Here is a 12,629-nt window from a genome sequence, read left to right as displayed (position 1 = left end):
GACGTCGAGCGGGCTCGTGGTGGTCTCGTCGGTCGTCACTTCTTGTCCTTCACGACGTAGATGGCTCCGGTGCTGAAGTCCTCCTCGAGCTGCTCGAGCGAGCGACCGTTCGTCTCGGGCACGCGAGTGGCGGCGAAGACGAGGGAGGCGGCGTTCAGCACCGCGAAGATGAAGAAGGTCGTCGAGATGCCGATGCCCGCCACGAGGATGGGGAACAGCAGGCTGACGGCGAAGTTGGTCAGCCAGAGGATGAGCACGGTCAGGCCCATCCCGACGCCGCGGAGCTTCAGCGGGAAGATCTCGGAGAGCATCAGCCAGACCAGCGGGCCGATGGTGCCCTGCATGGTGCCGACGAAGCAGATGACGAAGATCAGGACGACGATCGCGCGGCCCAGGCCCTCGGGGATGAGCAGGGACGACAGGCCGATCAGCAGATGGAAAACGGTCACGCCGGCGAAGCCGAACATGAGCATGTTGCGGCGGCCGACCTTGTTGATCACGCGCAGGGCGACGAGCATCGCGACGACCGCGATGACGCCGGCACCGACGTTGGCGATCAGCGCACCGCTCTGCGAGAAGCCGGACTGCTGCAGCACCTGGGTGCCGTAGTACATGATCGAGTTGATGCCGGTCAGCTGCTGGGCGACGGCCAGCCCGATCCCGATGAACAGGATCTTGCGGAGCCAGGGCTCGGCCACGAGGTCGGCGAGACGGGCGCTCTTGGCTTCCTTCTCCTCCGCGGCGAGGAGGCGGACCTCGGCCATCTCGGCGACGGCCCTGTCGTCGGCACGGATCTGCTTGAGCACGGCGAGCGCGTCGTCGTCACGGCCCTTGGCGATGAGCCAACGAGGGCTCTCGGGGACCCGGAACATGCCGATGAACAGCGCGATGGCCGGCAGGACGGCGACGGAGAGCATGTAGCGCCACACGTTGTCGTGCTCGCCCCAGACGCTGCCGATGACGGCGTTGATGGTGAACGCGGCCAGCTGGCCGGAGACGATCATGAGCTCGTTGCGGCTGACGAGCCCGCCGCGCTGCTCGGTCGGAGCGAGCTCGGCGAGGAACACCGGGACGGTGACCGACGCTCCGCCGACGGCGATGCCGAGGAAGAACCGCGCTCCGGTCAGGAACTCCCAGGTCGGGGCGAGCACACACGCAAGAGCGGCGAAGAAGAAGAGGATCGCGAGGGTGTTGATCGTGGGCTTGCGACCGAAGGCGTCGGAGATGCGGCCGATGAAGAACGCGCCCACGGCGGCGCCGATGAGGATGGCCGAGACCATGATCCCCTCGCTGGCGGGGGTCAGCCCCAGGCTCTCCTCCATCGAGTCGAGCGCACCGTTGATGACGCCGGTGTCGTAGCCGAAGAGGAGGCCGCCGAAGGTGGCGATGACCGCGACCGTGCCCAGTCTCTTCGTGTGCGGCCCTGAGACCAGGGCGGGGAGCGCCGTGCGAGGGCTGCTCCCGGACGTGTTGGTGACCACGATTCCTCCATTGGTTGTGGTGACTGCGCCGCGCATCGGTGCGGGTGCATCGCCCTGGTGCCAGCGACAGGACGAGACTAGTCATGCCGTAATGTCCTGTCAATAGGGCAAGCTCGTTCCCCTGCGACAGATCAGCGTCGGCTATGTCGATCGGCGGATGACGAGTGCACTGTCCAGGCGGACGACCCCGTGCAGCTCCTCGCCGCTGATGAGTCTCGCGAGGCCCTCCGCCGCAACTCGCCCGACCTCCCGGAGGTTCATGTCGACGGTCGTGAGCGCTGGCTCGCTTCCCGCTGCCAGCGACTCCCAGTTGTCGTAACCGACCACAGCCACATCCGACGGCACGGCTCGTCCGTGGCGCGCGAGCATGTCGAGGGCCCCCCGGGCAATGGCGTCGCTGCCGCAGAAGAGGGCATCGAGATCCGGGACCGCTTCGAGGAGCGCTTCGGTTCCCGCCCTCCCCCAGTGCTCGGTCCAGTCACCCAGGAGCGGGCGCCCCCCGGCGAACTCGAGCCCGTGCGAGTGCAGCACTTCTCCAGCTGCTCGAGCACGGCGGCGAGTGGCGGCAAACGTGTCAGGGCCCGAGACGTGGCCGATGCGCGTTCTGCCGAGACTGATGAGCAAGTTGACAGCTTCACGTGCGCCCTTGGCCTCGTCCGGCACGACGGAATGGTCGGTCTCGCAGTCGGAGGCGCCGTAGGCGTAGACGACGGGCACGCCTAGCGCACCTAAGGAAGCCTGGTCATCGGTGCTGTGCGCGAGCGAGATGAGCCCATCGATCCCGTGATCAAGGAGGGTCCGGATGTGATGCCGGGTACGGACAGGGTCTCCGCGCCCATCACTGAGGAGAACCGCTGTCTCCTCAGAGCCGAAGGCCTCTTCCGCGCCCAACAGGACTGGCAGGCTTTGCCACCCGATGCTGTCATGGCTCACAAGACCGATCGCGCGTGTTGTTCCCGTCCGGAGGCGGCGAGCCGCACCGTTGGGCCGATATCCAAGCTCGCCCGCACGCGACCGCACACGAGCCCGCGTCTCCAGGCTGATCTCCGAACTCTCTGCCAGAGCTTTCGACACTGTCGAGACCGAGACCTGGAGGTCCGCCGCGAGGTCGACGAGCCTTATGCGACCCACGGCTACCCACCTTCCACATTCGTCGATTTTCGTTTCTTGACGAAAATCTAGCCCGGGACTTACTTTCACTACAACGTTATCGGAATCGGGGATTCACCTCGGTCGATCAAAGGAGATCTCGTGCCACGTTCCTCTGCCCCTCGCCGCCTCGCGGTGGCCTCGGCCTCAGCCGTCGCCGTGGCACTTCTCATGAGCGCTTGTCAGACCGGGCCTGCAGCGTCGACGGGTGGAGTTCTCGAAGCCACCGACGACGGCACGACAGTCACGATGTGGACCCGGTCCGCTACCAGCGACTACACCCAGGCCCTCGTCGACGCATACAACGACAGCCACGAAAACCAGGTCGAGCTGACAGTGGTCCCTTTCGATGCATACCAGCAGAAGGTCGCGAGCGCTGCGGGTGCTGGCCAGCTGCCCGACATCGTCTCGTCCGACGTCGTCTTCACCCCCGACTACGTCACCAAGGGGCTATTCCGTGACCTGACCGCGGAGATCGACGCCCTCCCCTTCGCCGACGACCTCGCCGAAGGACACATCGCGGTGGGGACGTCGACCGACGGCAAGAAGTACGCCGTCCCGCACGACATCGACCTCTCCGCGGTGTTCTACAACAAGGTGCTCTTCGAGAAGGCGGGCCTCGACCCCGACTCCCCGCCCACCGACCTCGCCGGCTGGTTCGAGGCGGCCAAGGCGATCGACGGCGTCGAGGGCGCCGACGGCTTCTACTTCGGCGGCAACTGCGGCGGCTGCATGCTGTTCACCACCTGGCCGAGCATCTGGGCCGACGGCGGAGAAGTCCTCAACGATGACGGAACCGAAGCCGAACTCGACACCGACACAGCCGGCTCTGTCTACGACCAGTACCGCACGGCATGGGAAGACGGCCTCGCTCCCGAAGCTGCTCAGACCGAGACAGGTGCCACCTTTGGGACCGCCTTCACGGAGGGCAAGATCGGCTGGCAGATCCTCGGCGCCGCCGGCTACGGCAGCTTCCCCAAGAACGACACCCTGGACGTCGGCATCGCCCCGGTACCCGGCATCGACGGCGGTGAGAGCACGTTCCTCGGCGGCGACACGCTGAGCATCGCGTCGACCAGCGACAAGGCGGCCGCCGCCTGGGACTTCCTGTCCTGGACCATCGGGGACGAAGCCCAGATCGATGTCGTGGCCAAGAGCGGCGCCTTGCCTTCTCGTACCGACCTCGCTGACAACGAGTACTCCGAGGCCGACCCCAACGTCGCCGAGCTGTCGCGACTCGTCTCCGTCGGCCAGACCCCCGTCTCGGCCGCGTTCGGCTCGACCTTCAACGACGCCAACGGTCCCTGGACCGCGTACGTCCGAAACCAGGTCTTCGGTGACGCCTCCGAGCGAGGCGCCGACAACGACGCCATCTCCGCAGCACTGAGCCAGTGAGCACCAGCCGGCGGGGCCCAGCATCCTGGGCCCCGCCGGCCCCCGTACGCCACCCCCACCACAAGTCAAGGACGACCATGGTCACTCTCGCCGCGCCACCAGACGCCACCCCCAGAACCACACGACGCTCCCGGGCAGGCACCTCAGCCCACCTCGCCGAGCAACGACGCACCGGACTCCTCTTCGCCGCCCCCACCGCGCTCGTCGTCGGGGTCGTCTTCGTCCTCCCGCTGGGGCTGCTCTTCTGGATGTCGCTGAACGACTGGCCACTCATCGGCGTCTCGAAGCCCAACTGGGGAGCTAACTTCGCCGGCCTCTCAGACCCCCTCTTCGTCAAGGCTGCCGGGTTCACGCTCATCTACACGATCGTCACGACCGTCGTGCTCAGCGTCATCGCGCTCGGTCTCGCCCTGCTCATCCAGCAGGCGCGACGTGGAACGGCCCTGTACCGCACGGCGTTCTTCATCCCCGCCGCCATCGGCATCTCCTCGAGCGCCCTTATCTTCTACGGCCTCTACACCCAGCCGACGAGCGGCCTCAATGAACTCCTCGCCACGTTCGGCATCGGCCCGGTCGCCTGGATAGCGACCCCGGCAGGGGCGTTCTGGTCGACCCTCCTGCTCGTCATCTGGCGCTTCTCCGGCTTCTTCATGCTGATCCTGCTCACAGGGCTGCAGGCAATCCCCGATGAGGTCTACGAAGCGGCCCGTGTCGACGGCGCGGGGCCGATGCGGACCTTCTGGTCCGTCACGGTGCCGCTGCTGCGCCCGTCCCTGGCGTTGATGCTCATCCTCTCGGTCACGGGCAGCGTGCTGGCGTTCGACCAGTTCTACGTCCTCACGAGCGGCGGGCCCGACAACTCGACGGTGACCCTCGTGATCGCCCTGTACCGCAAGGCCTTCGTGCAGTATGACCTCGGCACCGCCGCCGCCCTGTCGGTCGTCGTGCTTGCGTTCCTACTCGTCCTCAACCTCGCCCAGTTCGCGCTCCTCCGACGCGACAACACCAAGTAGGCGCCGACCATGAAACTCCGACGCACTCTCGGTGCCACCGCCTGGCACGTCGTCTCGATCGTCATCGCCCTGGCGTTCCTGCTGCCCCTCGCCTGGACCCTCTGGTCTTCCCTCACCGACTCAGGCGCCTCGCCCGACGGCGGCTTCGGGTTCGCTAACTACAGCCGGGTCGTGGACTACGGCAGCGGCCTCGGCACGTACGTGCTCAACACCGGAGCCGTCGCCCTCATGACCGTCGCGGGCGTCCTCATCGTCTCCGTGCCCGCCGGCTACGCCTTCGCACGGCTGACCTTCCCGGGCAAGAACGTGCTCTTCGTCCTGGCCCTCGCGATCCTGATGGTGCCCTACGCCACGATCCTCATCCCGCTGTACGTCCTGCTCGGCTGGATCGGTCTGCAGGACAGCCTCGTGGGGCTTGCCTTGGTGCTGGTGATGCTGCAGCTGCCGTTCAGCCTGTTCATGATGCGCAACTCGTTCGAGTCCCTGCCCCGGGAACTCGACGAAGCCGCCTACGTCGACGGCTGCAGCAGCCGGACGGCTTTCCTCAAGGTGCTCCTGCCGGGAACCGTCCCCGGCGTCGTCACCGTTTGCCTCTACGCATTCCTCGCCTCCTGGAACGAGTTCATCGCACCGCTGATCTTCCTCACCGACGGATCTCGCTTCACCCTGCCCGTCGCCCTCGTCAGCCTCCGCAGCGGCAGCCTCGGCCAGGTCGACTACGGCGCGCTCCAGGCCGGCGTCATCATCTCCGCGATCCCCTGCTTGTTCCTGTTCCTCCTCCTCCAGCGGTACTACGTCCGCGGATTCACCTCCGGCGCTCTGAAGGGCTGACCATGACCCACACCATCGACCACGACGACACAACGACCCGTGGGGCCGGCGCAAGTCACCCGTCCCGCCCAGCGCCCCTGGCTGCCGTCACCGTCAACGACACCTTCTGGTCGCCTCGCATCGAGACCGTCATCACCGAGACGATCCCGTTCCAGCGCCACCAGCTCGACACGGTTGGACACCTACAGGCATTGCGGCACGAGCCGAAGGACGGCGACCCGGTCCCGCACATCTTCTGGGACAGCGATGTGGCCAAGTGGATCGAGGCTGCGAGCAACAGCCTCGTGCACCACCCCGACGCCGACCTAGATGCCCAGCTCGACGACGTCATCGCGCTCCTCGCCTCCGCGCAGGACGACGACGGCTACCTCAACACGTACTTCCAGACAGTCGACCCGCAGGCGCGGTTCACCGACCTCCGTGATGCCCACGAGCTGTACTGCGCCGGGCACCTCATCGAGGCCGCCGTCGCGCATCACGCCGCAACCGGCAAGACAAGCCTCCTGAACATCATGCGCCGCTACGTGGACCTCATCGAGAAGGTCTTCGGCCGCGGCGACGGGCAGCTCCGCGGGTACGACGGCCACGAGGAGATCGAACTCGCCCTGGTGAAACTCGCAGCCGCCACGGGCGAAGCCCGATACCTGGAACTGGCTTCCTACTTCGTCGAGGAGCGCGGCCAGGAGCCCTACTTCTTCGACCTCGAGAAGGAACGTCGAGGCACTGAGGGCTGGTTCGGCTTCCACTTTCCCACTGCAGACCACCCGGGTCGTCGACGGGAGTACCTGCAAGGTCACGCCCCCGTACGCGAGCAGACGGAGGCCGTCGGCCACGCCGTCCGGGCCATGTACCTCTACTCCGCGATGGCAGACCTGGCACGTGAGCAAAGCGACGACTCACTGCTCGAGGCATGCCGTCGCCTCTGGAACCATCTGACGAGTCGCCGCATGTACGTCACGGCAGGCATCGGCACATCAGCCGTGAACGAAGGCTTCACGGAGGATTTCGACCTGCCGGACGGCACGGCCTACGCCGAGACGTGCGCCGCCATCGGCCTGGCCATGTGGGCACAGCGCCTCCTTCGCATCGACCGGCACCGCCGCTACGGCGACATCCTCGAACTGGCGCTGCACAACGGTGTCCTTGCGGGCCTGTCACACGACGGACGCTGCTTCTTCTACGACAACCCCCTGTCGAGCAGGGGCGGTGTCGGACGGAACGAATGGTTCGAGGTCGCCTGCTGCCCGCCCAACGTCGCACGCCTCCTGACCTCCCTGGGCTCCTACGCCTACGCCTTCGGCGACGACGAACTCGTCATGCACGTCGCCGTCTCGGGTGAGGTGCGTGTGCCGGTCGGGGACGAGGAAGCGCTGGTGGCTGTCGACGCAGACGTCCTCGGCAGCGGACGCATCGAGCTGAACGTCGAGGCGACCACCACGTCGCCGTTCACCGTGTCCCTGCGTGTCCCTGCCTGGTCATCGAGGTCGACCCTGACGGTTGCGGGCGAGGAGATCGACCTCACCGACGAGACGGTCCTCGGCGAGGACGGGTACGTCAGCGTCACGCGCACCTGGGCGGTCGGCGACCGGATCGTGCTCCAGCTCGACACGACACCGCGCCGGCTGCGACCCGATGCCCGACTGGCGGACCACGCCGGTCAGGTCGCTGTCGCTCGTGGCCCTCTCGTGTATGCGCTCGAGGAGGTCGACAACGGGCACGAGCTGCAGATGCTGACGCTCCCCCGCGACTCTGTACTGTCCACCGGTCATGCAGGGGACCTCAACACGGTGCACGCCGCGGGAATCAGAACAAGCATTCCTGGCGAAGGTCTCTACCGCACGGCCGACCCGATCGACGAGTCGGCAGACCTCACCTTCGTGCCTTACTTCAGCTGGGCGAACCGGGGCGAGGGCGAGATGCGCGTCTGGGTTCGCGAGGGGCTCTAAAGAGCGGGGCCGGGGCGCGCATGGAATACTTCCTCGCAGCCCCGGCCATTGGGCTGGCGGACTGGTGGCGCCGCTACCGTCGGCGCAGGCAGGACGAGATGGAGGCTGGCATGGGTGATTCTCGACGTCCAGACCGTCCTGCCACCCTCAAAGACGTAGCCGCGGCCGCTGGTGTGTCGATAGCCACCGCTTCCAAGGCGCTCCGGGGCGGCTACAAGGTCCACGCGGCGACGCGGGGCCGTGTCGAAAGGGCCGCCGAGGCATTGCGCTTCACACCGAGTCGGCCGCCATCAGATCTTGGCCACGGCCGTTCGGGTACGGTCGGCCTCATCACCAACGACCTCGAAGGTCGGTTCTCCATCCCGATCATGATGGGTGCTGAGGACGCCTTCGGCACCGGGGGAATTCAGGCTTTCCTCTGCGACGCCCGCGGTGACGCCGCCAAGGAGCGAGAGCAAGTGCGCGCCCTCTTGGCGCGACGCGTCGACGGGTTCATCTTCGTGGGTGACACGACGAATCCGCGGCCCAGCGTCGGGCGGGACCTCCGTGTGCCCGTCGTCTACGCGTACTCGCCCAGCATCGATCCGGCAGACATCAGCGTCATCAGTGACTGCCACGGCGCCGGTCGGCACGTCGTGGAGCACCTCGTCAGCAACGGACGGCGGCGCATCGCCTACATCGCCGGGGATCCAACTTTCTCGGCCGCCGTCGACCGGGCGGCCGGTGCGACCGCCGCCATGGCTGCCTTGGGGCTGACGTTTGTCGGAGGTGGCCCTGTCTTCGGAAATTGGTCAGAGGCATGGGGCCGCATGGAGACTCGTCGGCTCCTTGCCTCTGGAGAACCTATTGACGCGATCGCGTGCGGGGCAGACCAGTTGGCCCGGGGCGTCCTCGATGCTCTCCGTGAGGCTGGGGTGCAAGTTCCGGCGGATGTAGCAGTCATGGGTCACGACGACTGGCGACACATCGCCACTCAAGCCCGCCCGCCGCTTTCCTCGATCAACATGGACCTCCGAGAACTGGGGCGCACGGCAGCGCGACTTCTGTTCCACGCCATCGACGGGGTCCGCGAAACCGGGGCCCACACTGTTCCGACACGTGTCGTGCCCCGTCTTTCCACCGGACACCCTGAACACGTCTCCCCGACTGCCGACCCGGATGGCGCCTGAGACTCCTCGCCGGCCTTCACAGCTGGCCCTGGCGCTCCTCCGGTGACCTTGCGGCGAAGTCGTGTCCTGTACCCGCTCCCAAGGCCAGCAGCCGATGGTGCTGGTGCCTGCGCCATGAGGCGACGGCACCAGCACCGTTCCTCACCTCACGATTCGGAAGCGCTGGCAGGTGTTGTCGAAGGCCGAGTACTGCTGCAACTTCGCCCCGTCCGCAGTGGAGCAGCCGTCGAGGTCTAGCGACTTCCCTGTGAGAGCAGAGACCATGCGCATGGCCCCGTCGGGCAGCGGGACGAGCCTCCACGATGCCGACGCACCGCAAGCACCCTGGGTGACCGCCGTTCCGTCAGCGGACGACCCGCCGGCGACACCGAGGCAGAGCCCAGGAGCGGATGTGGGTCGGATCTGCACGGCGCCGGCAGTGGTCGAGGTGAAGGCGAACCTTTGGCAGGGAGAGCCGAGGTACGCGAACTGCTGGAGCGCCGCACCTGCCGCGGTGGAGCAGGAGGCGACGTCGAAGGACTTGCCACTCTGGTTGCTGAGAACGGCGCTCGTGCCCACCGGTCGGATCGACCACTGCTGACAGGCGTTACCAAGGGAACGCCACTGGCGCACGTCAGCTCCGGACGCCGTCGCGCAGTTCGCGACATCGAGCAGCTTCCCGTTCGCCCGGTTCGTGATGGTCAAGTACCCACCGTCTCCGGTCGGTGATGGCTGCCACTCCTGGCAGGAGTTCGCGAGCCAGGCCCACTGTCGCGCGTCCGTCCCGTCAGCAGAGCCGCAGCCCGCCGAATCGAGGACCTTGTTGCTCGCCGCGTTGACGAAGCGGTAGGCGCCGTCTGCCGTGGGGTCCATGGTCCAGCTGGAGCCGCTCTTGACGCCGTCGGCGCAAGCGCCCTGCACCACGTCTCCGCCATCGGCCGTCGATGCACCCGCCACGGTGAGGCACAAACCGCTGTTGCGGTTCACGACTTCATAGGCGGCACCCTGCACCGTGGTCGTGATCGGTCCACGCTCTCCCGAGGGCACGGCGATCGGTGCCCCTGTGGCAACGGGTTGCCCGAAGACCGGATCACCGTTCGTGTTCCAGGTGACCTGCTGCGCGCGGGCTGACCGCTGACGAGCGCAACCTCCGTCCGCTCGCGAGTTGCCGTGGTAGAGGTTCCAGGTCTGGGTTCCGTCGGGGGAGGTGAAGAAGTCGTTGTGCCCCGGCCCGAACACTCCGTTGCCCTTGGAGAAGACCGGGCCGGCGCTCTTGTTCCACGACGATGCAAGGACCGGGTCACCACCCGTGTACCGCAGCGTGCCCAGCTGGTAGTCCTCGGTGCCGCAGTAGCTGGCGGAGAAGACGATCCAGGTCTTGCCGTCCTTCTGCAAGGGCACGGGGCCTTCGTTGACGGGCTGCCCGATCGTCTCCCAAGCTGCGGTCGGCCGGGAGAGGACGTTGAGTGGGCCGACGGCAGTCCACGGGTTGGACATCCTGGCGATGAAGTTGCTCTGGAGGCCGTCGGTTCCGAACGCCGACCAGGTGACGAACAACTCGCCGTTCATCTCGACGTACGAACCATCGATGTTCCACGCGTCGGTGGGGATGGGTCGGCCTTTGTACGTGTACGGGCCCATCGGATCGTCTCCGGTCGATTCGATGACCTGAAGGTGCTGCTTGTCGAAGCTGCCGGCCGCGCCCATGGTGTACATCAGATACCAGCGGGTACCGTTGGGGCCGGTGAGCCGCTTGAGTTCCGGCGCCCACATGTTCCCGTTTCGTCCGGGCGTCGTGTCGGAGAACACTGCGGTCGGTGCCGCCGTTTTGAGCCCCTCGAGCGTTGGCGCCTTCCTCATCACGACGCGGTTGTCCCACGTGGTGACGACCGCGTAGTAATTGCCGTTGAAGTACTCGATGGTCGGGTCGGCGCCGTCCTCGATGAGGGGGTTGGTGAAGGTGGTCTCGCCGATGGCAGCGGCGGGTGGCGGAGGTGCTGTGATCACCCCGGATAGGGCAATGAGGACGGTCACGAAAGCGGCGAGGACACTTCGTTGCAGTCGTGGTGCGGAGAGCCGTTCTGGGCGTGACATGGAGACTTCCTTCGATCGCGTATCAGCGGACAGCGTGGCTGTGTGCCGTTGTTTGTCGGGCAGGTCGAAGCGAGGAGGCGGGCCGACTACAGCTCCTGGCCCGCCTCCTCGATCAACGAATCTCTAGGGCTGGCGGAGAACCCAGACCTGGCAGGGGTTTGCGGTGTTCTCCCACTGGATGGCGGCGGCTCCGAGGGTTGTCGACGCGTTGCCGATCTCGAGACGCTTGCCGCTGACGCGGTTGCTGATGGAGAACCCGCCGCCCGGGAAGGGAGTGATGACCCATTCGTGGTCGGCTGTCCCGTTGTCGCTCCACTGCACAGCGCGTGCACCGTTGTCGCGGGACTGGTTCGTGACCCCGAGAACGAGTCCGCTGTTCTGGTTCCGGATCTTCCAGTAGCCGTTGCTGAGGCGCTCGAATCGCCAGTTGTGGTCGGCAGTTCCGTTGTCGGCCCACTGCAGGGCGCCGGCGCCGGGCTCACGGGAAGCGTTCTCGATGCCGAGGACGAGTCCGCTGTTGCGGTTGGCGACTTCGTAGGTGGTTCCCGAGGTGATGGTGGAGCCGAGGTCGACGGCGCCGTAGGTGACGGTGTTGTTCCCGTTCAGGACGCCGGCGTTCATGATGAAAACGGTGCGGCCGTCGGGCATGGCAGTGAGGGAGCGGGAATAGCCGCCACCGACCTGGGTGGGCACGCGGGTCCACGTGTCCTGGGTGCCGCCGCTCGTGTTCAGGAACAGATCACTGCTGCTGTAGGCCGACACCACGATCGTTCCCTGCGGTCCGCCGGAAGGGATCCAGGTGACGAAGGGCGAACTCGTCGGGACGACGCCGTCCGTCGTGCGAAGGACCTGCGTGGGCTTGTCACCCCAGTTCTCGGGGTCGTTGGAGAACTTGTAGTAGACGGCGAAGTTCCCCTCGGGTGCGCCTCCGTTCTCGTAGGTCATCATCCAGCGGCCGTCGGGAAGCTTGGTGATGATCGGCATTCCGGGGCGGTCCGAGTAACGGGTGTTCGCCACGTCGTTCACGACACCGCCCCAGGAGGTGAGGTTGGTCGTGGTCTGGTGGACGATCTTCTGGCCGTAGGCCGGGTCTCGCTGATCGGAGTAGAAGACGCTGAGCCTGCCGTTGTTGACGAGGAAGTAGGGCTCCCACACGGGTGTCTGGCCGTTGTCGATGGAGGCAGCTCCCCCTCGGGCGACGCTGCTAACGAACTCCCAGCTCGCTCCGCCGTCGCGGCTGGCGTAGACGTCGAGCTTCGTCTGCGAGAAGTCATTAGGAATGGAGTTGCCGGCGGCAAGGATCGTTCCCGCAGGGTAGGAACCGACAGCGGTGGGGAGCTGGAACAGTTCCGGCTGAAAGCGCAGGCCCCAACCGTTGACGGTGTCTTGGACGCTCGAGATCTGGGACCAAGTCCGGCCCTTGTCCGTGCTGCGGAAGATCGGGAACACGGGCTTGCCAGTCGTGTACTGCTCGAAGGTGGCGAGCATGTTCCCGTTCTGCAACGTGATGGCCCGCGGATAGAGAACTTTCGGAGAAGGTGCGTCCGCCGGCGGGGTGTACATCGTCGATGG

The 12,629-nt window shown here is 66.4% G+C and carries 9 protein-coding genes; 5 read left to right on the top strand and 4 right to left on the bottom strand.

Annotated elements, in window-relative coordinates:
- Window positions 1–35: 35 nt before the first annotated feature.
- Together JOE35_RS02715 and JOE35_RS02710 are read right to left on the bottom strand one after the other, a co-directional pair.
- Window positions 36–1,481 (bottom strand): sugar porter family MFS transporter, encoded by a 1,446-nt coding sequence (locus JOE35_RS02715; RefSeq protein WP_307802906.1) that lies wholly within the window; start codon window positions 1,479–1,481, stop codon window positions 36–38.
- 141 nt (window positions 1,482–1,622) lie between these two features.
- The gene (locus tag JOE35_RS02710; RefSeq protein WP_209559748.1) at window positions 1,623–2,612 is read right to left on the bottom strand and encodes a LacI family DNA-binding transcriptional regulator; all 990 of its coding nucleotides are present in this window, start codon (window positions 2,610–2,612) and stop codon (window positions 1,623–1,625) included.
- A 267-nt stretch (window positions 2,613–2,879) separates the two neighbouring features.
- Here JOE35_RS02710 and JOE35_RS02705 point away from each other — a divergent pair, with 267 nt between their 5' ends.
- From JOE35_RS02705 to JOE35_RS02685, 5 genes are all read left to right on the top strand, one after another.
- The gene (locus tag JOE35_RS02705; protein WP_209559747.1) at window positions 2,880–4,025 is read left to right on the top strand and encodes a sugar ABC transporter substrate-binding protein; all 1,146 of its coding nucleotides are present in this window, start codon (window positions 2,880–2,882) and stop codon (window positions 4,023–4,025) included.
- A 77-nt stretch (window positions 4,026–4,102) separates the two neighbouring features.
- A complete protein-coding gene (locus JOE35_RS02700) occupies window positions 4,103–5,038 on the top strand; it encodes a carbohydrate ABC transporter permease (protein WP_245186030.1) in 936 nt (311 codons plus the stop codon).
- 9 nt (window positions 5,039–5,047) lie between these two features.
- A complete protein-coding gene (locus tag JOE35_RS02695) occupies window positions 5,048–5,869 on the top strand; it encodes a carbohydrate ABC transporter permease (RefSeq protein ID WP_209559746.1) in 822 nt (273 codons plus the stop codon).
- Between the two features lie 2 nt (window positions 5,870–5,871).
- The gene (locus JOE35_RS02690; RefSeq protein WP_209559745.1) at window positions 5,872–7,815 is read left to right on the top strand and encodes a glycoside hydrolase family 127 protein; all 1,944 of its coding nucleotides are present in this window, start codon (window positions 5,872–5,874) and stop codon (window positions 7,813–7,815) included.
- A 20-nt stretch (window positions 7,816–7,835) separates the two neighbouring features.
- Window positions 7,836–8,984, top strand: a complete 1,149-nt coding sequence (locus tag JOE35_RS02685) for a LacI family DNA-binding transcriptional regulator (RefSeq protein WP_245186029.1) — start codon at window positions 7,836–7,838, stop codon at window positions 8,982–8,984.
- A gap of 141 nt (window positions 8,985–9,125) precedes the next feature.
- On the opposite strand, the gene JOE35_RS02680 is transcribed toward JOE35_RS02685, so the two are convergent.
- A complete protein-coding gene (locus tag JOE35_RS02680; RefSeq protein ID WP_209559744.1) occupies window positions 9,126–11,057 on the bottom strand; it encodes an RICIN domain-containing protein in 1,932 nt (643 codons plus the stop codon).
- Between the two features lie 123 nt (window positions 11,058–11,180).
- Entirely contained in the window at window positions 11,181–12,545 is a 1,365-nt protein-coding gene (locus JOE35_RS02675; protein WP_209559743.1) for an RICIN domain-containing protein, read from the bottom strand.
- Window positions 12,546–12,629 lie beyond the last annotated feature (84 nt).

The sequence above is a fragment of the Frigoribacterium sp. PvP032 genome (assembly GCF_017833035.1).
In the GTDB taxonomy this organism is placed as follows: domain Bacteria; phylum Actinomycetota; class Actinomycetes; order Actinomycetales; family Microbacteriaceae; genus Frigoribacterium.
This window is presented reverse-complemented; position numbering and strand designations above follow the sequence as displayed.